The 20,871-nt window shown below is 56.7% G+C and carries 23 protein-coding genes, 1 tRNA gene and 1 pseudogene; 21 read left to right on the forward strand and 4 right to left on the reverse strand.

Annotated features, from left to right (window positions below; translation table 11 throughout):
* The first annotated feature begins 45 nt into the window (after positions 1-45).
* Genes AB7M26_RS15040 through AB7M26_RS15065 form a run of 6 tightly spaced genes read left to right on the forward strand, consistent with a single transcriptional unit; the run spans position 46 to position 6,036 of the window.
* The gene (locus AB7M26_RS15040) at positions 46-1,599 is read left to right on the forward strand and encodes a sugar ABC transporter ATP-binding protein (protein WP_429384980.1); all 1,554 of its coding nucleotides are present in this window, start codon (positions 46-48) and stop codon (positions 1,597-1,599) included.
* Positions 1,596-2,573 carry an ABC transporter permease gene (locus AB7M26_RS15045; protein WP_123498765.1) on the forward strand — a complete coding sequence of 326 codons (978 nt, stop codon included), beginning with the start codon at positions 1,596-1,598 and terminating at the stop codon, positions 2,571-2,573. Before AB7M26_RS15040 ends, AB7M26_RS15045 begins: the two co-directional genes overlap by 4 nt.
* A 3-nt stretch (positions 2,574-2,576) precedes the next feature.
* Entirely contained in the window at positions 2,577-3,596 is a 1,020-nt protein-coding gene (locus AB7M26_RS15050; RefSeq protein WP_123498767.1) for a LacI family DNA-binding transcriptional regulator, read from the forward strand.
* A 59-nt stretch (positions 3,597-3,655) separates the two neighbouring features.
* Positions 3,656-4,573 (forward strand): ribokinase, encoded by a 918-nt coding sequence (rbsK, locus tag AB7M26_RS15055; protein WP_123498769.1) that lies wholly within the window; start codon positions 3,656-3,658, stop codon positions 4,571-4,573.
* Positions 4,570-4,974: a D-ribose pyranase gene (rbsD, locus tag AB7M26_RS15060; RefSeq protein WP_123498772.1), complete on the forward strand. Its 405-nt coding sequence runs from the start codon at positions 4,570-4,572 to the stop codon at positions 4,972-4,974. The genes rbsK and rbsD overlap by 4 nt, the downstream gene beginning before the upstream one ends.
* Before the next feature lie 33 nt (positions 4,975-5,007).
* Complete coding sequence (locus AB7M26_RS15065; RefSeq protein ID WP_123498774.1) at positions 5,008-6,036, forward strand: nucleoside hydrolase; 1,029 nt, start codon at positions 5,008-5,010, stop codon at positions 6,034-6,036.
* 39 nt (positions 6,037-6,075) lie between these two features.
* On the opposite strand, the gene AB7M26_RS15070 is transcribed toward AB7M26_RS15065, so the two are convergent.
* Positions 6,076-6,282 carry a hypothetical protein gene (locus AB7M26_RS15070; protein WP_063340416.1) on the reverse strand — a complete coding sequence of 69 codons (207 nt, stop codon included), beginning with the start codon at positions 6,280-6,282 and terminating at the stop codon, positions 6,076-6,078.
* Positions 6,283-6,413: 131 nt separating this feature from the next.
* Between AB7M26_RS15070 and AB7M26_RS15075 the strand changes: the two genes are divergently transcribed.
* Positions 6,414-6,719: a hypothetical protein gene (locus AB7M26_RS15075; RefSeq protein ID WP_123498776.1), complete on the forward strand. Its 306-nt coding sequence runs from the start codon at positions 6,414-6,416 to the stop codon at positions 6,717-6,719.
* 165 nt (positions 6,720-6,884) lie between these two features.
* Positions 6,885-7,202 (forward strand): I78 family peptidase inhibitor, encoded by a 318-nt coding sequence (locus tag AB7M26_RS15080; RefSeq protein ID WP_008075866.1) that lies wholly within the window; start codon positions 6,885-6,887, stop codon positions 7,200-7,202.
* 72 nt (positions 7,203-7,274) lie between these two features.
* Here the strand turns inward: AB7M26_RS15080 and AB7M26_RS15085 are convergent, their stop codons facing one another.
* Both AB7M26_RS15085 and AB7M26_RS15090 read right to left on the reverse strand, forming a co-directional pair.
* Positions 7,275-7,487, reverse strand: a complete 213-nt coding sequence (locus AB7M26_RS15085; protein WP_003179963.1) for a cold-shock protein — start codon at positions 7,485-7,487, stop codon at positions 7,275-7,277.
* Between the two features lie 290 nt (positions 7,488-7,777).
* Positions 7,778-8,080, reverse strand: coding sequence for a hypothetical protein (locus AB7M26_RS15090; RefSeq protein WP_123498778.1), 303 nt, complete (start codon positions 8,078-8,080; stop codon positions 7,778-7,780).
* Between the two features lie 374 nt (positions 8,081-8,454).
* Here AB7M26_RS15090 and thrS point away from each other — a divergent pair, with 374 nt between their 5' ends.
* The 9 genes from thrS (at position 8,455) to AB7M26_RS15135 (ending at position 15,911) form a co-directional block, all read left to right on the forward strand.
* A complete protein-coding gene (gene thrS, locus AB7M26_RS15095; RefSeq protein ID WP_123498780.1) occupies positions 8,455-10,377 on the forward strand; it encodes a threonine--tRNA ligase in 1,923 nt (640 codons plus the stop codon).
* A complete protein-coding gene (gene infC / locus AB7M26_RS15100) occupies positions 10,377-10,928 on the forward strand; it encodes a translation initiation factor IF-3 (RefSeq protein ID WP_172435341.1) in 552 nt (183 codons plus the stop codon). The genes thrS and infC overlap by 1 nt, the downstream gene beginning before the upstream one ends.
* Positions 10,929-10,988: 60 nt before the next feature.
* The gene (gene rpmI, locus AB7M26_RS15105; RefSeq protein ID WP_002553160.1) at positions 10,989-11,183 is read left to right on the forward strand and encodes a 50S ribosomal protein L35; all 195 of its coding nucleotides are present in this window, start codon (positions 10,989-10,991) and stop codon (positions 11,181-11,183) included.
* Between the two features lie 28 nt (positions 11,184-11,211).
* Positions 11,212-11,568 carry a 50S ribosomal protein L20 gene (rplT, locus tag AB7M26_RS15110; protein WP_007905879.1) on the forward strand — a complete coding sequence of 119 codons (357 nt, stop codon included), beginning with the start codon at positions 11,212-11,214 and terminating at the stop codon, positions 11,566-11,568.
* A gap of 109 nt (positions 11,569-11,677) precedes the next feature.
* A complete protein-coding gene (gene pheS / locus AB7M26_RS15115) occupies positions 11,678-12,694 on the forward strand; it encodes a phenylalanine--tRNA ligase subunit alpha (RefSeq protein ID WP_007905876.1) in 1,017 nt (338 codons plus the stop codon).
* 26 nt (positions 12,695-12,720) lie between these two features.
* Positions 12,721-15,102 carry a phenylalanine--tRNA ligase subunit beta gene (gene pheT / locus AB7M26_RS15120; protein WP_429384993.1) on the forward strand — a complete coding sequence of 794 codons (2,382 nt, stop codon included), beginning with the start codon at positions 12,721-12,723 and terminating at the stop codon, positions 15,100-15,102.
* A 3-nt stretch (positions 15,103-15,105) separates the two neighbouring features.
* Positions 15,106-15,408 carry an integration host factor subunit alpha gene (gene ihfA, locus AB7M26_RS15125; protein ID WP_002553164.1) on the forward strand — a complete coding sequence of 101 codons (303 nt, stop codon included), beginning with the start codon at positions 15,106-15,108 and terminating at the stop codon, positions 15,406-15,408.
* A complete protein-coding gene (locus AB7M26_RS15130) occupies positions 15,389-15,745 on the forward strand; it encodes a MerR family transcriptional regulator (protein ID WP_003179985.1) in 357 nt (118 codons plus the stop codon). Before ihfA ends, AB7M26_RS15130 begins: the two co-directional genes overlap by 20 nt.
* Before the next feature lie 89 nt (positions 15,746-15,834).
* Positions 15,835-15,911: transfer RNA gene (locus AB7M26_RS15135), tRNA-Pro, on the forward strand.
* Between the two features lie 60 nt (positions 15,912-15,971).
* Here the strand turns inward: AB7M26_RS15135 and AB7M26_RS15140 are convergent.
* A pseudogene (locus AB7M26_RS15140) lies at positions 15,972-16,134 on the reverse strand (integrase); the annotation flags it as partial.
* A gap of 1,011 nt (positions 16,135-17,145) precedes the next feature.
* Between AB7M26_RS15140 and proC the strand changes: the two are divergent.
* From proC to solA, 4 genes are read left to right on the forward strand one after another with little or no spacing between them, the layout of a single operon-like run.
* A complete protein-coding gene (gene proC / locus AB7M26_RS15145; protein ID WP_339433813.1) occupies positions 17,146-17,925 on the forward strand; it encodes a pyrroline-5-carboxylate reductase in 780 nt (259 codons plus the stop codon).
* An 18-nt stretch (positions 17,926-17,943) separates the two neighbouring features.
* Positions 17,944-18,819, forward strand: a complete 876-nt coding sequence (locus AB7M26_RS15150; protein ID WP_123498788.1) for a methyltransferase — start codon at positions 17,944-17,946, stop codon at positions 18,817-18,819.
* Positions 18,803-19,729 carry an EamA family transporter gene (locus AB7M26_RS15155; protein ID WP_148050152.1) on the forward strand — a complete coding sequence of 309 codons (927 nt, stop codon included), beginning with the start codon at positions 18,803-18,805 and terminating at the stop codon, positions 19,727-19,729. Before AB7M26_RS15150 ends, AB7M26_RS15155 begins: the two co-directional genes overlap by 17 nt.
* Entirely contained in the window at positions 19,698-20,867 is a 1,170-nt protein-coding gene (gene solA, locus AB7M26_RS15160) for an N-methyl-L-tryptophan oxidase (protein WP_429384999.1), read from the forward strand. Before AB7M26_RS15155 ends, solA begins: the two co-directional genes overlap by 32 nt.
* Positions 20,868-20,871 lie beyond the last annotated feature (4 nt).

Raw genomic sequence — 20,871 nt, forward strand, 5'->3', positions numbered from 1 at the left:
ACACAACGGTGCTCGCCTCCTGGGGCGAGCACATGGAGAGTTTTTATGTCCGTTTGCGCCCCGAACGCTGTCCTCTCGGTCAGCGGTATCGGTAAAACCTATGCCCAACCTGTCCTCACCGGTATCGACCTGACGCTGATGCGCGGTGAAGTGCTGGCGCTGACCGGTGAGAATGGTGCCGGTAAAAGCACACTGTCGAAAATCATTGGCGGACTGGTCACGCCGACCACCGGCCAGATGCAATTCCAGGGGCAGGATTACCGTCCCGGCAGCCGGAGCCAGGCCGAAGAGCTGGGCATCCGCATGGTCATGCAAGAACTCAATCTGTTGCCGACATTGTCGGTAGCGGAAAACCTGTTTCTCGACAACCTGCCCAGCCATGGTGGCTGGATCAGCCGCAAGCAATTGCGCAAGGCGGCGATCGAGGCCATGGCCCAGGTCGGCCTGGACGCCATCGATCCGGATACGTTGGTTGGTGAACTAGGTATTGGTCATCAGCAAATGGTCGAGATCGCTCGCAACCTGATCGGCGATTGCCACGTGCTGATTCTCGACGAGCCAACAGCCATGCTCACGGCCCGTGAAGTCGAAATGCTGTTCGAGCAGATCACTCGCCTGCAGGCGCGTGGCGTGTCGATCATCTACATTTCCCACCGCCTCGAAGAACTGGCAAGGGTGGCCCAGCGCATCGCGGTATTGCGCGACGGCAACCTGGTCTGTGTCGAGCCGATGGCCAATTACAACAGCGAGCAATTGGTCACCCTGATGGTCGGCCGTGAATTGGGCGAGCACATCGACATGGGGCCGCGCAAAATCGGCGCGCCGGCCTTGACGGTCAAAGGGCTGACCCGTTCCGACAAAGTCCGCGACGTGTCTTTCGAAGTGCGCGCCGGTGAGATTTTCGGGATTTCCGGATTGATCGGGGCAGGGCGCACCGAGTTGCTGCGCTTGATCTTCGGCGCCGATACAGCCGACAGCGGCACCGTCGCGCTGGGCGCGTCGGCTCAGGTGGTGAGTATTCGTTCTCCGGCCGACGCGGTTGGTCACGGCATCGCGCTGATCACCGAAGACCGCAAAGGCGAAGGCCTGCTGCTGACACAATCGATCAGCGCCAACATTGCCTTGGGCAATATGCCGGTGATTTCCAGCGGTGGCTTCGTCAACAACGGTGACGAGATGTCTCTGGCCCAGCGTCAGATCAACGCCATGCGCATTCGCAGTTCCAGCCCGACGCAATTGGTCTCGGAATTGTCCGGCGGCAATCAGCAGAAAGTCGTGATCGGCCGCTGGCTCGAGCGCGACTGCACGGTGATGCTGTTCGACGAGCCGACCCGTGGCATCGACGTCGGCGCCAAGTTCGATATCTACGCATTACTCGGTGAGTTGACCCGTCGGGGCAAGGCGCTGGTAGTGGTGTCCAGCGACCTGCGCGAACTGATGCTGATCTGCGATCGCATCGGTGTGTTGTCGGCAGGGCGTCTGATCGACACCTTCGAGCGTGACAGCTGGACCCAGGATGATTTGCTTGCCGCCGCTTTCGCCGGCTACCAAAAACGTGATGCGCTGCTCAACGAAGCCGCGCCTAGGGATCTTCCATGAATACTGCATCTTTGGCCGGCAAACGTAGTGGCAATTTTTATGGGCTCGGTACTTATCTGGGCCTGGCCGGTGCCTTGCTGGCAATGGTCGCGCTGTTCTCGATCCTGAGCAGCCATTTCCTGTCTTACGACACCTTCAGCACCCTGGCCAACCAGATTCCCGATTTGATGGTGTTGGCGGTCGGCATGACCTTCGTATTGATCATCGGCGGTATCGACTTGTCGGTGGGGTCGGTACTGGCGCTCGCAGCCTCGGCGGTCAGCGTGGCGATTCTCGGTTGGGGCTGGAGCGTCTTACCCGCGGCCTTGCTCGGCATGGCGGTAGCGGCATTGGCCGGGACAATCACCGGCTCGATCACCGTGGCCTGGCGGATTCCATCGTTCATCGTGTCCCTCGGCGTGCTGGAGATGGCGCGAGGCCTGGCGTATCAAATGACTGGTTCGCGCACTGCCTACATCGGTGATGCCTTCGCCTGGCTGTCCAACCCGATCGCGTTTGGCATCTCGCCGTCATTCATCATTGCCTTGCTGATTATCTTCATCGCCCAGGCTGTGCTGACGCGTACGGTGTTCGGTCGTTACCTGATCGGCATCGGCACCAACGAAGAAGCAGTGCGCCTGGCGGGAATCAATCCGAAGCCCTACAAAATCATGGTCTTCAGTCTGATGGGGCTGTTGGCCGGGATTGCTGCATTGTTTCAGATTTCGCGCCTGGAGGCGGCGGACCCGAACGCCGGCTCCGGTCTGGAGCTGCAGGTGATTGCCGCGGTCGTGATCGGCGGCACCAGCCTGATGGGCGGGCGCGGTTCGGTCATCAGTACATTCTTTGGCGTCCTGATCATCTCGGTACTGGCGGCCGGTCTGGCGCAGATCGGCGCGACCGAACCCACCAAGCGCATCATCACCGGTGCGGTGATCGTGGTGGCAGTGGTGCTCGATACTTATCGCAGTCAGCGCGCAAGCCGGCGGACCTGAGTCATGGCAACAATCAAGGATGTAGCGGCACTCGCGGGCATTTCCTACACCACGGTTTCCCATGTGGTGAACAAGACGCGGCCGGTCAGTGAGGAAGTGCGGATCAAGGTCGAGGCGGCGATCAAAAGTCTCGACTACGTGCCCAGTGCCGTGGCCCGGTCGTTGAAAGCGAAAACCACCGCGACCATCGGCCTGTTGGTGCCCAACAGCCTCAACCCGTACTTCGCTGAATTGGCCCGTGGCATCGAGGATTACTGCGAGCGCAACGGCTATTGCGTCATCCTCTGCAACTCCGACGACAACCCGGACAAGCAACGCAGTTACCTTCGCGTGTTGCTGGAAAAACGTATTGACGGCCTGATCGTTGCCTCAGCCGGGGGTGATAGCGGTCTGGCCGAAGGTCTGGCGGGTGTGCGTACGCCGATGGTGATCGTCGACCGTGGGCTCGAAGGTCTCGATGCCGATCTGGTGCGCATCGATCATGAATACGGTGCCTACCTGGCGACCCGGCACTTGCTGGATCTGGGGCATCGGGACATCGCCACGATCGGCGGGCCGGCGAGTACCAGCGTGGCGCAAATGCGTCTGGCCGGTTATTGCCGCGCCTTGAAAGAGGCAGGCGTCGAAGTGCCGCGCGAGCGCATGCTGGAGAGCGACTTCACCAGCACGGGCGGTTACAACGCCGCCGCGATCCTGCTGGAAAACAACCCGCCCAGCGCGATCTTCGCCGGTAACGACATGATTGGCATCGGTGTGTTGCGCGCCGCTGCCGAGCGCAATATTCGTGTGCCCACCGAGTTGTCGGTGATCGGCTTCGACGACATCCAGATGAGCCGTTACGTCTATCCGGCGTTGACCACCGTTGGTCAATCGATCCTGCAGCTTGGCGAGATGGCGGCCGAAGTGCTGTTGCGCAGGATTGCCACGCCGGGTCTGGCCACCGATCAGCGCATCGTGACGCCCAGTATTGTCCTGCGCGAATCGACTGCGCCGCTGGCCAGTGTGTTTGCCCAATTCCGCTAAACAAAAAGTACCGCTGAAACCGAAAGCACCGCAGAAACAGAATTGACGAGTAGTGACGTATGCCAGCAAAAGTAGTGGTAATAGGCAGCCTGAACATGGACCTGGTAACCCGGGCATCACGGCTGCCCCGTGGTGGTGAAACGTTGATCGGCGAATCGTTTGCTACGGTTTCCGGCGGCAAGGGCGCGAACCAGGCCGTGGCCGCGGCGCGGCTGGGGGCGCAAGTGTCGATGGTCGGTTGTGTCGGCAACGACGCCTATGGCGAAGCGCTGCGCGAGGCGTTGTTGGCCGAGCAGATCGATTGCCAGGCGGTCAGCACGGTCGAAGATTCCAGTGGCGTAGCGTTGATCGTGGTCGATGACAACAGTCAGAACGCGATCGTGATTGTTGCCGGTGCCAACGGTGCGCTCACGCCTGAAGTGATCGACCGTTTCGACGCGGTGTTACAAGCGGCGGATGTCATCATCTGTCAGCTGGAAGTACCGGATGCTACGGTCGGCCATGCTCTGAAGCGCGGTCGTGAGCAGGGTAAAACCGTGATTCTCAATCCGGCGCCGGCCAGTCGCCCGCTGCCGGCGGATTGGTATGCGGCCATCGATTACCTGATCCCCAACGAAAGCGAAGCCTCGGCCCTGAGCGGTTTGCCGGTGGACTCCCTGAGCACCGCCGAAACCGCCGCGGCCCGCTTGATCGCCATGGGCGCCGGCAAAGTGATCATCACCCTGGGTTCTCAAGGATCACTGTTCGCCGATGGCCAACGCTTCGAGCATTTCCCGGCAGCGAAAGTGAAGGCGGTCGATACCACAGCAGCCGGCGACACGTTCGTCGGTGGTTTCGCTGCGGCGTTGGCGGCCGGCAAAAGCGAGGCCGATGCGATCCGTTTCGGCCAGGTCGCCGCAGCGCTGTCGGTCACCCGGGCTGGCGCGCAACCTTCGATTCCCACCTTGTCCGATGTACAGGCCTTTAAAGCACCATGAAAAAGACTCCTTTGCTCAACGTCGCGCTGTCGCGGCTGATCGCCTCCCTGGGCCATGGCGACACGGTGGTGATCGGCGATGCCGGCCTACCGGTTCCGCCCGGCGTCGAATTGATCGACCTGGCTTTGACCCACGGTATTCCAGACTTCGTCAGTACCTTGAAGGTTGTGCTGAGCGAAATGCAGGTCGAAAGCCATGTGCTGGCCCATGAGATTCTGGATAAGAAGCCGTCGGCCTTGAGCGCGCTGGATGAGCTGAATGCCGACGGTGTACTGGGGCGGCGCGAGCTGCTCAGTCATGACCAATTCAAAGTACTCAGCCGACAAGCACGGGCGATTATTCGTACAGGCGAATGTCAGCCGTACTGCAACATCGTTTTGGTGGCTGGAGTAACGTTTTAACTTTCCGTTCTTCCCACGCACAAGGAGTGCCCTATGCAACGCTATGCTCAGAAACTGCACTATCTGCTTCGGAGTCTGCTGCTTTTGTCCCTGATTGCCACAACTAGCGCCCAAGCGGCGGAAAAGATCGACCTGATCATCGACACCGATCCGGGTGCCGATGATGTGGTCGCGTTGCTGTTTGCCCTGGCATCGCCGGAGGAGTTGAATATTCGTGCGCTGACCACCGTTGCGGGCAACGTGCGTCTGGACAAGACTTCGCGTAATGCGCGTCTCGCCCGCGAGTGGGCAGGGCGCGAGGAGGTGCCTGTTTACGCGGGCGCGCCGAAACCAATGATGCGCACGCCGATTTATGCCGAGAACATCCACGGCAAGGAAGGCCTGTCGGGTGTCACGGTGCACGAACCGAAGAAAGGCCTGGCCGAAGGCAATGCGGTCAATTATCTGATCGATACCCTGAAGACCGCCAAACCCCACAGCATCACCATCGCCATGCTCGGTCCACAGACCAACCTGGCGCTGGCGCTGATCCAGGAGCCCGAAATCGTTCAGGGCATCAAGGAAGTGGTAATCATGGGTGGTGCGCATTTCAATGGCGGTAACATTACCCCTGTGGCCGAATTCAACCTGTTCGCCGACCCTCAGGCTGCGGAAGTGGTGCTCAAAAGCGGCGTCAAGCTGACCTACCTGCCGCTGGACGTGACCCACAAGATCCTGACCAGTGACGCGCGCCTGAAGCAAATCGCCGCTCTGAACAACAATGCCAGCAAACTGGTAGGCAATATTCTCAACGAATACGTCAAAGGCGACATGGAGCATTACGGCATTCCGGGTGGTCCGGTGCATGACGCCACGGTCATTGCTTACCTGCTCAAGCCAGAGCTGTTCACGGGGCGTTCGGTCAACGTCGTGGTTGATAGCCGCGAAGGGCCGACCTTCGGCCAGACCATTGTCGACTGGTATGACGGGCTGAAGGCACCGAAAAATGCCTTCTGGGTTGAAAGCGGCGACGCTCAGGGCTTCTTCGACCTGTTGACCCAGCGTCTGTCTCGTTTGAAGTAAGTCATAGGCCCGCAGGTGTCAGCCTGCGGGTTTTTTGCGCTACTCGGTCTCTGTTGCGCCCTTATAGTCGGCGGGGTACTTCTCGAGAACCTGTTTGATGAATGTCTGTGCGGCTTGTGTTCCCAGTTCCTTGACCAGCAAATCGATACCAATGATTGCCAGCTCTTCCGGGCTACCCGGGCTGTAAGAGCTGTGGCCTTGTGGCCACTTGGCTTTGATGTCGGCGTCGATGCTTACGGTGGTCATGATGGCGCTCGTGAAGTCGGAAAGGCTGAGTATCGAGTTAACCATTTTGCGCGGCGTTTGGCACTCCGACTTAGGCATGAGGGGAGGGCTATGCGACACTTGGTCTTTGACGAATTTTCAAGGACCGTGCTGTGCAGATCGATTTGAACACTCCCGACGGCTTGACCCTCGAAGCGGTGCGTCAGTTGCTGGCCTCTGCCAGCGACGATGAACATACTCAGTTGCGGGTCACCAAGGGCGGTATCGCCTACATTTCCTCGGGTATTGTGGGCGGTACGGACATCGACGGGTTGCTGTTTCGCCTGGAAACCTGGGCCAAGGGTTCCGGTTATATCGGATTGGTCGCGGCCAGCGACGAGGTCTGGGTGATGCAGATTTTCAATGCGCTCAAGGAGAACTGGCCGAAACCGCCTTTCGACTACATCGACGTCTATTGATCGCTGTTCATATTCAGTCACGATTGAATGATGAACGGCAGGGTGATGCTCAGGCAAACTCGTCGCTGTCCGGATCGAGGGCGGGGCGATGGTACTCATCTTGAAACCAAACGCCGAAATGGCGGTCGCACGATCTCAGCTTAACTATTGAAAAAAGGAGGCTTCATGCCTTGGAAGCTCGCGTCATTGGGTACTTTGTTGGCCGCCACTCTGCTGGCCGGTTGCAGCAGTACGTCTACCGAGTCGGCAAAGGACCCCGTGGCGACCGATACCGGCCACAGCCGTTGTGAAGCAAAAGCTGCCGAATTCACCATTGGCAAAAAGGCTTCGCCCCAATTGCTGGAGCAGGCACGTACCCGCTCAGGCGCGCAGAATGCCCGGTTCCTCAAGCCTGATGACATGGTGACCCTGGAATACCGCTCCGATCGCCTGAACCTGAACACCGACAACAACCTGGTGGTCACCCGCGTCAATTGCGGCTGATTGCTTCAGGCTTTTGTTTCGACCATAAAAAACCCCGTCACATGGACGGGGTTTTTTTAGTGCGCCAGAAAATTACTCTGGGCGGACTTGTGCAGCTTGCATACCCTTTTGGCCTTTCTCAGCCACGAAGGAAACGGTCTGGCCTTCTTTCAGGCTTTTGAAACCGTCGCTTTCGATAGCTTTGAAGTGTACGAACAGGTCGTCACCGCCACCTTGAGGAGTGATGAAGCCGAAGCCTTTTTCATCGTTGAACCATTTAACGGTGCCGGTTTGGCGATTAGACATGGTGTATCTCCAAGAAACATATATTTTCAGTAGTACTGTGCTGCTCAGGCCAACTGGGCACACCGGAGTATCATAGTCGAAATGTTCGCTTTGGGAGCCCCCCGGCGGTGCTGTTTGCCCTACAGTCGTGTTTTCTTTGTTGCTTTGCGTGGCTGAAAGCCCCGGTTTAAAAGGCTTTCAGCCGAAAGTAAAGACAATAAAAAAAGCTGAAAAACCTTCGTAAATCGTACGGAAAAGCTGAAATTCATCCTTTTTTATCAGCGTTGGGCCGAGTCAAAAGGTTTTTTTTCTCACTTTTTCGCCGGTGCATTGGCCTTGCATTTGGCTATCTGACCCAGCGCCTTTTGTTGCAAATCCGGACTGGCCTTATTGTCCATCAGAGCCTGAATGTCGCTGGCCGGGTACGATTTGATAGCGTCGGCACCACATGCGCAGTGTGACTTGGCTGCCGCAGCGCCGATCTGCGGAGTGGCCGCCTGAGTGCACTGAGCCATGTATTTCTCGCGCTCGCCCTTTGGCCAATCGGCATGGGCAGCCAGCGGCAGCAACAGGACGACGGGTGCGACGATGGCGAATAAACGATTCAGACGCATGCTGGGATGCTCCTTTTGGGTCAATGTCTTGTTATCTGAGGGGTAAAGCGAGGTTCAAGTTCAGCACTCTGGCATAAAAATGCGTGATTTGCCCCAGCAGAAAACCTTGCCACCGCGACGACCGTTCATCTGTGCTAGCATGCCTCGCTCGGGCGTTTGCAAGCTCCGGATGACCTTCAGTCCCGGCAGCGGCAGCGACTCGAATAACCCTGATTTGAATCCCAGTCACTCTGGTTCGGTTTTCCGGTTGGCCGCAAGGCTCCTGCCGCTGTAAGGCAGGCGTTCGTCATTGAATGGCCTGGATCGGATCTTGTACTGGCTCATCCCAACCCACGTGACCTTTGGTAGGGGTCACCACTAGGAGAGGAGGCGCCATGCCAACTATTACTCTTCCCGACGGCAGTCAACGTTCATTCGATCACCCGGTTTCCGTAGCCGAGGTCGCCGCATCCATCGGTGCCGGTCTGGCCAAGGCCACCGTGGCCGGCAAGGTCGATGGCAAGCTGGTCGACGCCAGCGACATCATCGATAGCGACTCCTCGCTGCAAATCATTACGCCAAAGGATGAAGAGGGGCTGGAGATCATTCGCCACTCTTGTGCCCACCTGGTGGGTCATGCGGTCAAGCAGCTGTACCCGACTGCGAAGATGGTCATCGGTCCGGTCATCGACGAAGGCTTCTATTACGACATCGCCTTCGAGCGTCCCTTCACTCCGGACGACCTGGCTGCTATCGAACAGCGTATGCAGCAGCTGATCGAAAAAGATTACGACGTGATCAAAAAAGTCACTCCGCGCGCCGAAGTGATCGAAGTGTTCAAGGCCCGCGGCGAAGACTACAAGCTGCGTCTGGTCGAAGACATGCCGAACGAGCAGGCCATGGGCCTGTACTATCACGAAGAATACGTCGACATGTGCCGCGGTCCGCACGTGCCGAACACGCGCTTCCTGAAATCCTTCAAGCTGACCAAACTGTCCGGCGCCTACTGGCGTGGCGATGCGAAGAACGAGCAATTGCAGCGCGTTTACGGCACCGCATGGGCGGACAAGAAGCAGCTGGCGGCTTACATCCAGCGCATCGAAGAAGCTGAAAAGCGCGATCACCGCAAGATCGGCAAGCGTCTGGGCCTGTTTCACACCCAGGAAGAGTCGCCGGGCATGGTGTTCTGGCACCCGAACGGCTGGACTCTGTACCAGGTGCTCGAGCAGTACATGCGCAAGGTTCAGCGCGACAACGGCTATCTGGAAATTAAAACTCCACAAGTCGTTGACCGCAGCCTGTGGGAGAAATCCGGGCACTGGGCCAACTACGCCGACAACATGTTTACCACTCAGTCGGAAAACCGCGACTACGCCATCAAGCCGATGAACTGCCCGTGCCACGTGCAGGTGTTCAATCAGGGTCTGAAAAGCTACCGCGAACTGCCGATGCGTCTGGCCGAGTTCGGTGCCTGCCACCGTAACGAGCCGTCGGGTGCACTGCACGGCATCATGCGCGTTCGCGCCTTCACTCAGGACGATGCTCACATCTTCTGTACTGAAGAGCAGATGCAGGCCGAATCCGCTGCGTTCATCAAGCTGACCATGGACGTCTATGCCGACTTCGGCTTCAAAGACGTCGAGATGAAGCTGTCCACTCGTCCGGAAAAACGCGTCGGTTCCGACGAGCTGTGGGATCGCGCCGAAGCTGCACTGGCTGCAGCCCTTGATAGCGCTGGCTTGCCATACGATCTGCAGCCGGGCGAGGGTGCGTTCTACGGTCCGAAGATCGAGTTCTCGTTGAAAGATTGCCTCGGCCGCGTCTGGCAATGTGGTACCCTTCAGCTCGATTTTAACCTGCCTGTCCGTCTGGGAGCCGAATACGTCTCCGAAGACAACAGTCGCAAGCACCCGGTTATGTTGCACCGGGCGATCCTGGGCTCCTTCGAACGTTTCGTCGGAATCCTGATCGAGCACTACGAGGGTGCATTCCCCGCGTGGCTGGCTCCGACCCAGGCAGTGATCATGAATATCACTGATAAACAGGCTGATTTTGCCGCTGAGGTTGAAAAAACCCTCAATGAAAGCGGATTTCGTGCCAAGTCTGACTTGAGAAATGAAAAGATCGGCTTTAAAATCCGCGAGCATACTTTGCTCAAGGTTCCCTATCTCTTGGTTATCGGAGATCGGGAAGTCGAGATGCAGACTGTCGCTGTGCGTACTCGTGAAGGTGCTGACCTGGGCTCGATGCCCGTCGCCCAGTTCGCTGAGTTTCTCGCGCAAGCGGTTTCCCGGCGTGGTCGCCCAGATTCGGAGTAATTATTATTAAGCGTGAAATGAGACAAGATAAACGAGCTGCACCGAAAGCCCCGATCAACGAGAATATCTCGGCACGCGAGGTTCGGTTAATTGGAGCTGAAGGTGAACAGCTTGGGATTGTGTCAATTGAAGACGCGCTTCTTAAGGCTGAAGAGGCCAAACTGGATTTGGTGGAAATTTCCGCCGATGCAGTACCCCCTGTTTGCAAACTGATGGACTACGGCAAATCGATCTTCGAGAAGAAGAAGCAGATTGCCGCGGCCAAGAAAAACCAGAAGCAGATTCAGGTTAAAGAAATCAAGTTTCGTCCAGGGACGGAGGAAGGGGATTACCAGGTAAAACTGCGCAACCTGGTACGTTTCCTGAGTGATGGGGACAGGGCCAAGGTATCCTTGCGATTCCGCGGCCGTGAGATGGCCCACCAGGAGCTGGGGATGGAACTCCTCAAGCGAGTTGAAGGTGACTTGCTCGAGTACGGTTCGGTCGAACAGCATCCTAAGATGGAAGGACGCCAGCTGATTATGGTCATCGCCCCGAAAAAGAAGAAGTAATCAATAGGGCACGGCAGGCCTTCTGATTATGTTTATCAACTGAATGCGGAGTATCCGAACATGCCAAAAATGAAAACTAAAAGTGGTGCTGCTAAGCGGTTTTTGAAAACTGCTAACGGTATCAAGCACAAGCACGCTTTCAAGAGCCACATCCTGACTAAAATGTCGACCAAGCGTAAGCGTCAACTGCGCGGTAGCAGCTTGCTGCATCCGTCTGACGTGGCAAAAGTCGAGCGCATGCTGCGCCTTCGTTAATTTTAGTCAAGAATAGAGGAAGTAACTCATGGCTCGTGTAAAGCGTGGCGTCATTGCCCGTAAACGTCACAAAAAAATTCTGAAACTTGCTAAAGGCTACTACGGCGCTCGCTCGCGCGTATTCCGTGTTGCCAAGCAAGCGGTAATCAAGGCAGGCCAATACGCCTACCGTGACCGTCGTCAGAAAAAACGTCAGTTCCGCGCTCTGTGGATCGCTCGTATCAACGCTGGTGCACGTATCAACGGTCTGTCCTACAGCCGTTTCATCGCCGGCCTGAAAAAAGCGTCCATCGAGATCGACCGTAAGGTTCTGGCTGATCTGGCAGTGAACGAAAAAGCGGCGTTTGCTGCGATTGTCGAGAAAGCTAAAGCCACCTTGGCTTAAGTACCCCCGACAGTCACCCGGCCTCACCTCTGTGGGGCCAGGTGTTAAACGTCATAAATAGGGGAAGAGCCTTCAAGCTCTTCCCCTATTTTGTATCTGGAGTCTGTACATGGAAAACCTGGATGCGCTCGTCTCTCAAGCACTAGAGGCTGTGCAAAGCGCTGAAGATATCAATGCCCTGGAGCAAATCCGGGTTCACTACCTTGGCAAAAAGGGCGAATTGACTCAGGTGATGAAGACCCTGGGGAATTTGCCGGCAGAAGAGCGCCCGCAAGTCGGCGCACTGATCAACGTTGCCAAGGAGCGTGTCACAGAGGTTCTCAATGCGCGCAAGGCACTGTTTGAAGAGGCCGACCTGGCCGCCAAACTTTCCGCCGAGTCCATTGACGTGACCCTGCCTGGCCGTGGCCAGACCTCCGGTGGTCTGCATCCGGTTACTCGCACTCTGGAACGTATCGAACAGTTCTTCACCCACATCGGCTACGGCATCGCCGAAGGCCCTGAGGTCGAAGACGATTACCACAACTTTGAAGCGCTCAACATCCCAGGCCATCACCCGGCCCGGTCGATGCATGACACCTTCTATTTCAATGCCAACATGTTGCTGCGCACCCATACCTCTCCGGTACAGGTCCGCACCATGGAATCGAAACAGCCGCCGATCCGCATCGTCTGCCCAGGCCGTGTGTACCGTAGCGACTCCGATATCACTCACTCCCCGATGTTCCACCAGGTCGAAGGCCTGCTGGTCGATCGCGATATCAACTTCGCCGACCTGAAAGGCACCATCGAAGAGTTCCTGCGCGTGTTCTTCGAAAAAGAACTGGCCGTGCGTTTCCGTCCTTCGTACTTCCCGTTCACCGAGCCTTCCGCCGAAGTCGACATGGAATGCGTGATGTGCAGCGGTAAAGGTTGCCGTGTCTGCAAGCAGACTGGCTGGCTGGAAGTCATGGGCTGCGGCATGGTTCACCCGAACGTGCTGCGCATGTCCGGGATCGACCCGGAAGAGTTTTCGGGCTTTGCCTTCGGCATGGGCGTTGAGCGTCTGGCCATGCTGCGTTACGGCGTGAACGACTTGCGTCTGTTCTTCGACAACGACTTGCGGTTCCTCGCGCAATTTCGCTAGTCGTAACGAATTCTTAGGAGAGCAGGATGAAATTCAGTGAACAATGGCTGCGTGGCTGGGTAAGCCCGCAGGTAAGTCGCGACGAGCTGGTTGCCCGTCTGTCGATGGCCGGTCTTGAGGTCGATAGCGTTACGCCGGCCGCCGGCGTATTCAGTGGCGTGATCGTGGGCGAGGTGCTGAGCACTGAGCCGCACCCGGACGCCGACAAGTTGCGCGTTTGCCAGGTCAGCAATGGCTCGGAGACTTTCCAGGTCGTGTGCGGTGCGCCAAACGTGCGCCCGGGCCTGAAGATCCCGTTCGCCATGATCGGTGCCGAACTGCCGGGCGACTTCAAAATCAAGAAAGCCAAGCTGCGTGGTGTTGAATCCAACGGCATGCTGTGCTCCCAGGCTGAGCTGCAAATCGGCGAAGGCAACGATGGCCTGATGGAATTGCCGGCCGATGCGCCGGTCGGTCAGGACATTCGTGAGTACCTGAGCCTTGACGACGCCAGCATCGAGGTTGATCTGACCCCGAACCGCGGTGATTGCCTGTCGCTGGCCGGTCTGGCCCGCGAAGTCGGTGCGCTTTATGCTGCCCAGGTCGTGCGCCCGGCGATTGCCAGCGTTCCGGCCGTGCATGATGAAGTGCGTTCGATTGAAGTACTGGCACCGGCCGCGTGCCCGCGTTACCTGGGGCGCGTGATCCGTCACGTCGACCTGTCCAAGCCTACGCCGCTGTGGATGGTCGAGCGTCTGCGTCGCGCCGATGTGCGCAGCATCGACGCCGCCGTCGACATCACCAACTACGTGATGCTGGAACTGGGTCAACCGCTGCACGCGTTCGATCTCGCCGAAATCAATGGCGGCATCCGCGTACGCATGGCCGAAGAAGGCGAGAAGCTGGTTCTGCTTGATGGTCAGGAAGTCAGCCTGCGTAGCGATACGCTGGTGATTGCAGACCACACCCGTGCCTTGGCTATCGCCGGCGTCATGGGGGGCGAACACAGCGGCGTCAACACCGCGACCACTCGCGATATTTTCCTGGAAAGCGCGTTCTTCGACCAGATTTCCGTCGCTGGCAAGGCTCGTTCCTACGGCCTGCACACCGATGCCTCGCACCGCTACGAGCGTGGCGTGGACTGGAAGCTGGCCCGTGAAGCCATGGAGCGTGCCACTGGCCTGCTGCTGGACATCACCGGGGGCGAAGCTGGTCCGATCATCGAAACCGTCAGCGAGCAGCACCTGCCGTCGATCGCGCCGATCACCCTGCGTGCTCAGCGCATCACCCAGATGCTGGGCATGGAGATGGATTCGGCCGAAGTCGAGCGTCTGCTCAGCGCTTTGGGCCTGACCATTACCGCCGATGGGGCAGGGCAGTGGCGCGTAGAAGTGCCAAGCTTCCGCTTCGATATCAGCCTGGAAGTCGACCTGATCGAAGAGCTGGCCCGTCTGTACGGTTACAACCGTCTGCCGGTTCGCTACCCGCAAGCCCGTCTGGCGCCGCAAGCCAAGGCCGAAGCGCGCAGCGATCTGCCTGAACTGCGTCGTCTGCTGGTGGCTCGTGGTTATCAGGAAGCGATCACTTACAGCTTCATCGATCCGAAACAATTCGAGTTGTTTAATCCGGGTGTCGAGCCGCTGCTGCTGGCCAACCCGATTTCCAACGACATGGCTGCCATGCGTTCGTCCCTGTGGCCTGGTCTGGTCAAGGCGCTTCAGCACAACCTGAACCGTCAGCAGGATCGCGTCCGTCTGTTCGAAAGCGGCCTGCGCTTCGTCGGTCAGCTGGAAGGCTTGAAGCAAGAACCGATGCTGGCGGGTGTGGTGTGCGGTAGCCGTCTGCCGGAAGGCTGGGCGCAAGGTCGCGATGTCGTGGACTTCTTCGACGTCAAAGCCGATGTGGAAGCGGTACTGGGCTTCGCCGGTGCGCTGGATTCATTCACTTTCGTGCCGGGCAAACACCCAGCATTGCACCCGGGTCAAACCGCGCGCATCGAACGTGAAGGCCGTTTGGTAGGTTTCGTTGGCGCGATCCACCCTGAGTTGTCGAAAACCCTCGGTCTCGACCGTCCGGTCTTCGTATTCGAGCTGGTTCTGGCTGAAGTGGCGTTGGGCAAAATGCCTGAATTCCAGGAGTTATCGCGCTTTCCTGAAGTGCGTCGTGACCTTGCACTGCTGGCGGATAAAGACGTTGCGGCCACTGCCGTACTGGACGTAATCCGTGAAAATGCAGGTGAATGGCTGACAGACCTCAGGCTATTTGACGTGTATCAGGGTAAAGGTATTGATCCGCATAGAAAAAGCCTTGCAGTTGGCTTGACCTGGCAGCATCCATCGCGCACTCTTAATGACGATGAGGTGAATACCACGACGCAAAACATCCTCACCTCGCTCGAACAAAGGTTGAACGCCACGTTAAGGAAGTGACGTATGGGGGCTTTGACGAAAGCTGAGATGGCGGAACGTCTGTATGAAGAGCTGGGCCTGAACAAGCGGGAGGCCAAGGAATTGGTCGAACTGTTTTTTGAAGAAATCAGGCACGCTCTTGAAGACAACGAACAAGTCAAATTGTCCGGTTTCGGCAATTTCGACCTTCGGGACAAACGCCAGCGGCCTGGCCGCAATCCGAAAACGGGAGAAGAAATCCCGATCACGGCTCGCCGTGTGGTCACCTTTCGTCCAGGGCAGAAGTTGAAGGCCCGAGTTGAGGCTTATGCTGGAACCAAGTCATAACGACGAACTACCCGTCATCCCGGGCAAACGCTACTTCACCATTGGTGAAGTCAGCGAGCTATGTGCCGTAAAACCGCACGTGCTGCGCTACTGGGAGCAGGAGTTTCCTCAACTCAACCCCGTCAAACGCCGCGGAAACCGCCGGTATTATCAGCGCCAGGACGTGCTGATGATCCGGCAGATCCGCGCGCTTCTTTACGATCAGGGGTTTACCATCGGCGGCGCACGCTTGCGTTTGTCCGGCGATGAAGCCAAAGACGACACCACCCAATACAAACAAATGATCCGCCAGATGATCGCCGAGCTGGAAGATGTTCTGGTGGTGCTCAAGAAATAAATTCCTGCTTTTAAATACTTCCAGTTTTCAAAAGCTTGCGATATATTCTTGAGCGTTCCTCGAGATGAGGAACAGATTCAACGCCTAGTCGGGGCGTAGCGCAGTCCGGTAGCGCACTAGCATGGGGTGCTAGGGGTCGAGTGTTCGAATCACTCCGTCCCGACCATATTTACTGAGTAGAATCAGACACTTAAGCCGATCAAATAGATCGGCTTTTTTGTGCCTGCGCAAAACCGATCGCGTTCTGTAGCCAGGCTGGCGCCTTTTCCCTGATCTTCGACAGTATGGCGTTTGCGCTGTTTCTTCTCGCTGCGATTGATCGTACTGGCGGCGGGGATGTCCGAGCACAGTCCCTTTGCCGCGGCATGGTTGAAAATATCGATCAGAACGTCGCAAAACGAGTGATGCAATCACCGTCGAAGGCGCACCTTCTCCCAGCTGCGATCAACGTAAAACGACCCCGTATCGCCCCGAAGGGAATAAAGCGTTGCTCTGTAGAAGGCTGTCCCGCGTGAAAAGTACATCCCACGCAGTTTTTGGTAAGCCCATTTCCATCCGTGCTTAGGTTCGGTGCTCATACTTTGCCCAGGTCAGTATCATCCATTCCCTGATGGTAGCTCGGGGGGATGGATGTCCAACTATCGATTTCGGGCGTTTCCCCCCACAAAAACGTCGGCTCTTGATGGGCGTTCCTGGACTCTCGTAGAGCAGAACACCGCTGGAACTCAAGTAAATACTATCTTAGAAAAATCCAGAGTAAAATTTTGGAGTCTTTCAAGAAGTATGAAAAAGGAGATGGGGTGCTAGGGGGCGAGTGTTCGAATCACTCCGTCCCAACCATATAATTCAAGGGGTTGCGAGATTTTATCTTGCGACCCTTTTTTATTTTTGGTCGTTTTTACCCCTACAAAACGCCTGGCTCTGGGTGGAATCCTCGCCGTTTCCGTTTGGGCCTGAAGCCCACTTTGGCGTTTTGTCCAAACATCGAAGAGAAATTCTGGGACGTCATTGGGCTGTATCTGGAATGCAAAGGGAGAGGATGTTTTGAATAAAATACAACGCGCCTGTGAGGCACTGGCTTCACCGATCAATAGGGATCTTGTTTCTGAGGTGGCACACTAGAGTTTTGAGGATTTTTCAATGGAAAAGTTAGCTTCTTTTTAGTGTGCAGTTAGGAAGTTGTGTTGTGTGGTAGATGAAGATTAGTTTTATAATTTACACCCCCTTGTTATGCGTTGAACAATATCAATTGTTTTACCCATTATGCATATCTGATATGCGTTGACAGTCCTCGATTTGATATGGAATTTTACGCAGGTGTTACTGGCTTTTTTCTTGGCCCGTAAAGTGGTGCGATACTTCTATTCATACATAAAGGACTGTTTATGAGAGCGGTACATATGTTGGGCGCAGGGCATATGGGGGGGGCCATTCTTTACGGCCTTCGTCAGCAGATGAAGGGTACCGACAGTCTTCGTGTTGTCGAGGTTGATGCCGAGCGTAGCGCCAAATATTCCACTGATGGTTTCCGGGTCAGTACCCGCCTCGAAAGACTTGAGGACGACGACATTGTTGTTCTGGCTGTCCCTCCACAGCAGTTCGAACAGGCATTGGTACAAAACGAGCTGCTCAAACGACATCGCGGCCCGGTCATCTCGGTCATGGCCGGCATCACTTTGCATACGCTGACCCGTGAGTTGGGGCATTGCAACGTCGTGCGTTCGATTCCCAATACACCGTCACAGGTGGGTGAAGGCGTGACACTGTATTACGCCCCGACGCAAGCCCGTCCCGAACTGACAGCTGCTGCACAGCAGGTGTTCGGTGCAATCGGCTTGGTCATTCGTGTTGAGGACGAAGCGCAGATTGATTCAGGCACGGCCCTGGCAGGCGGCGGTCCAGCGCTGGTCGCCTTTTTTGCCGACGCCTTGCAGGAATATGCTCATGAGGAAGGTTTCGATGCCCGTCAGGCTGAACTGATCGCAACTCAGCTACTGCACGGCACTGCCCGGTTGATACGCGAAACGGGCAAGCCCGCTTGGCAAGTCTGCAAGGATGTACAAACCAAAGGCGGTACGACGGAGCGTGCTATCGACACGTTTGTTGATGCGGATATCAAGGGCATCGTCAAAGCGGCGTTACGGGCTGCGGCGCGTCGCTCGGTAGAACTCGGAAAGTAATGAGAAAAGGATCGCTTGATGAGTGCCCAGGTAAATTTGCAATCAGCCTCTCCAAACATCGATTCTCCACCGGCGGAGGACGTCAGTTACTCGCTCTATTTTGGTTTGGGTCAGTGCCTCACACTGGTGGATCACCCTGAAGTGTTCAAAGTCAGCGCGGCCGGCAAAGCATTTGGTTCATTACTGACAAGGCGTTTCGGAAGGCAATACGCCGATGCTCGTTTTCTCGATATAGGAACGGGCAGTGGCGTGCATTCGCTGCTCTTGCGCCGCCTGGGTATGAAGTCAGTCACGGCCACGGACATTTCACCCCAGGCGATTGATGTGGCGAGGATCAATGAGGTTGCCAATCTTGGCACGGGCGATGTCCGATTTATCCACAGTGACCTGTTCGATGGCCTGGATCCCACCAACGACGCCTTTGATGTGATTCTGTTCAACCCTCCTGGCTGGCAAACCCCTTCGGCGGCGTTTCTACAGGCCTTGCAACGTACCGAGTCGGCTCAGGGGCTGTCCATTGAGGCGATGTTTTATGGCGATCGCACGCTCAAACGCTTTTTTGATGAAGTGCCATTATTTCTCAAGCCAGGCGCAAAACTCATTATTGGCCTGAACTCGCTGGTGGGTATTCCTGCCGTGATGCATGCCTTGTGTCAAAAGCACGAGGCCGATTACCACATTGACTGGTGCCTTTTGGAGCGACATGAGTTTCCGCTGATGCTGTACACGCAGCAGTGGCGGCAACTTCAGGGATTGATCCACGAGGAAATCGTCGATTGGACACGCCAGGGCGCCGCGTATTGTCGCTTTAACGAGCAGGGCGACATCATTTGGTCCTATGAAATCCTGGAGCTGACATTCAGCAGAAGGTCAATCGATGGCAACGGGCAATAAACGTTTACCTTTTCTGACCGGGATGCTCGCTGCCGGACTGTCCAACTTGTTTCTGGGACTGTCGTCGCTTTATTGGAGGGTGTTCCATGACATGAATGCTATTGCTCTGGTGGGTTACAGAGTGGTGCTTTCGCTAGCGACCGTCACATTGATCTTGTGGGTGAAGCGAGATCTGCTCGCGCTGTTTCACCGACTGAAGCTGCGTCAAGTAGTGCTTCATGGCTGTGCTGCGGTACTGGTGGCGACCAATTGGGGGGCCTTTATCTGGGCTTCGATTCACGGTCGGGTGCTGGAAAGCGGGCTGGGATACCTGATCGCCCCCTTGGTGAGTATTGCAGTGGGGTTGCTGGTCTATCGGGAACGGCTCAGCCCCTTGAAAGCGGTTGCGTTGGGCATCGTTTGCTTAAGTGTCCTTTTCCTGGTCACAGGCAGCGGCGATCTGGATGCCCGAGTCTATGTCGTCATCGGTGTGACATGGGGGCTGTACACCTGGCTGAAAAAACTCACGTCATTGAGCCCGCTCAACGGGTTGTTTGTGGAGTCCTTGGTGCTTGCCTGCGCGCTGTGCCCGCTGCTGTTTCTGTTCGATGGGTTCATACCCTTGCCCGCCAGCTTCGGCGGGTATGAACAGGCGCTGCTGATTGGCTGCGGGCTGGTGTCGATCATTCCGCTGGCGTTGTTTTCGTTTGCTGCCGGGCGCTTGCCCATTTCGGCCATGGGGCTGTTGCAGTTCATCCTGCCATTGACCCAGTTCATTGTGGCTGTCGAGATCTACGGGCAACCAGCCTCGACTTACACGTTGCTGGCTTTTGCGGCTATTGCGTTCGGCATGATACTGGTCATCTTTGAACCTGTATTGAAAGGCTTCCTTGGATCAAATGGAGTTGAAGAAAGTGGGTCGAAAATATAGCGCTGTCGTCATCGGGCTGGGCATTGTCGGGAGCGCCACGTTGTGGCGCCTGTCGACTCGCCAGTCCAACATTCTGGGTATCGATGCTGGAGCGCCGATCAATCGACTGGGTTCATCCTACGGTGGCTCCCGAATTTTCCGGCAAGCGTATTGGGAGGGCACGCAATACCTTCCTTTGCTTTCCCAAGCCAATGATCTTTGGCACGAACTGGAGGCGTCCAGTGATCGTCCTTTGCTGTGGCGTAGCGGTGGCCTTTTCATCGGGCCGCAGAGTTCAGGCGTGGTACCCAAGAGTGCCGCCACGGCGCGGGCAGGCGGGATTGACCATCAGCAACTGAATGCACAACAGATTACGCAGATGTTTCCGGCCTTTCGGGTGCAGCCAGACATGGAAGGTATTGTCGAGGAAGGCGCTTACACGATTGCAGCCGACGCCAGCAGGCTGCACATGCTCAATCTTGCCGTGCGTAGTGGTGCCCAGATTCGTTTCGGTAGCCATGTTCTTGGAATACATCGCAGCGAAGGCAGGCTTTTGATTCGATTGTCTGATGGCGAAGTCATCGAGACGGAGCGGGTCGTGCTAGCGACCGGCTGCACCTTGACCGATAGTTTGATCCCCGACTTGGCCGGATTGTTGCGCCCTAAAAGCGTCCCGATTTATTGGTTCAGCCCCAGGCCGGGCAGCGCCGACAGCTTCAAGAATTTTCCGGCTTTCCTGTATGAACTCTCCGATGGCCGCTTGCTGTACGGTACCCCGCAGATCACTGAGACCGAACCCGGGATCAAGATAGGTTTTCATAACAGTCAGCAAACGGATCTGGATATGGGGACCCAACTGGAGCCCGTCAGCCGCTCGGCAAGGGAGGAAATCGCCGAGTGTGTGGCAGCGCTTTTTCCATCCCTGGACCCAACGCCCTATGCCGCTAAAAAATGCATCTACACCATGAGCCCGGATGAGTCGTTTATCTTGGGGGAGTCGGCGCTATTGCCGGGTGTGTTCTATGTGTCTGCATGTTCGGGGCACGGTTTCAAATTCGCAACTGGGTTGGGGGAGTGGCTGTCCTGGGCGGTTCTTGGCGAGTCGCTGCAGCACATTGCCCCGGCTTTCTCCAAAGCTCGCTTCGATAAGGCCGGGTGAGCTG

It is taken from the genome of Pseudomonas sp. F-14 TE3482, from assembly GCF_053629455.1.

Bases quoted from the DNA above. Each gene is read 5' to 3' on its own strand.
- AB7M26_RS15150 (WP_123498788.1), top strand. From the start codon at position 17,944: ATGAGTGCCCAGGTAAATTTGCAATCAGCCTCTCCAAACATCGATTCT.
- AB7M26_RS15040 (WP_429384980.1), top strand. From the start codon at position 46: ATGTCCGTTTGCGCCCCGAACGCTGTCCTCTCGGTCAGCGGTATCGGT.
- rplT (WP_007905879.1), top strand. From the start codon at position 11,212: ATGGCTCGTGTAAAGCGTGGCGTCATTGCCCGTAAACGTCACAAAAAA.
- pheT (WP_429384993.1), top strand. From the start codon at position 12,721: ATGAAATTCAGTGAACAATGGCTGCGTGGCTGGGTAAGCCCGCAGGTA.
- thrS (WP_123498780.1), top strand. From the start codon at position 8,455: ATGCCAACTATTACTCTTCCCGACGGCAGTCAACGTTCATTCGATCAC.
- ihfA (WP_002553164.1), top strand. From the start codon at position 15,106: ATGGGGGCTTTGACGAAAGCTGAGATGGCGGAACGTCTGTATGAAGAG.
- AB7M26_RS15045 (WP_123498765.1), top strand. From the start codon at position 1,596: ATGAATACTGCATCTTTGGCCGGCAAACGTAGTGGCAATTTTTATGGG.
- rbsD (WP_123498772.1), top strand. From the start codon at position 4,570: ATGAAAAAGACTCCTTTGCTCAACGTCGCGCTGTCGCGGCTGATCGCC.
- AB7M26_RS15155 (WP_148050152.1), top strand. From the start codon at position 18,803: ATGGCAACGGGCAATAAACGTTTACCTTTTCTGACCGGGATGCTCGCT.
- solA (WP_429384999.1), top strand. From the start codon at position 19,698: ATGGAGTTGAAGAAAGTGGGTCGAAAATATAGCGCTGTCGTCATCGGG.
- AB7M26_RS15065 (WP_123498774.1), top strand. From the start codon at position 5,008: ATGCAACGCTATGCTCAGAAACTGCACTATCTGCTTCGGAGTCTGCTG.
- rbsK (WP_123498769.1), top strand. From the start codon at position 3,656: ATGCCAGCAAAAGTAGTGGTAATAGGCAGCCTGAACATGGACCTGGTA.
- AB7M26_RS15090 (WP_123498778.1), bottom strand. From the start codon at position 8,080: ATGCGTCTGAATCGTTTATTCGCCATCGTCGCACCCGTCGTCCTGTTG.
- AB7M26_RS15070 (WP_063340416.1), bottom strand. From the start codon at position 6,282: ATGACCACCGTAAGCATCGACGCCGACATCAAAGCCAAGTGGCCACAA.
- rpmI (WP_002553160.1), top strand. From the start codon at position 10,989: ATGCCAAAAATGAAAACTAAAAGTGGTGCTGCTAAGCGGTTTTTGAAA.
- AB7M26_RS15085 (WP_003179963.1), bottom strand. From the start codon at position 7,487: ATGTCTAATCGCCAAACCGGCACCGTTAAATGGTTCAACGATGAAAAA.
- proC (WP_339433813.1), top strand. From the start codon at position 17,146: ATGTTGGGCGCAGGGCATATGGGGGGGGCCATTCTTTACGGCCTTCGT.
- pheS (WP_007905876.1), top strand. From the start codon at position 11,678: ATGGAAAACCTGGATGCGCTCGTCTCTCAAGCACTAGAGGCTGTGCAA.
- AB7M26_RS15080 (WP_008075866.1), top strand. From the start codon at position 6,885: ATGCCTTGGAAGCTCGCGTCATTGGGTACTTTGTTGGCCGCCACTCTG.
- AB7M26_RS15130 (WP_003179985.1), top strand. From the start codon at position 15,389: ATGCTGGAACCAAGTCATAACGACGAACTACCCGTCATCCCGGGCAAA.
- AB7M26_RS15050 (WP_123498767.1), top strand. From the start codon at position 2,577: ATGGCAACAATCAAGGATGTAGCGGCACTCGCGGGCATTTCCTACACC.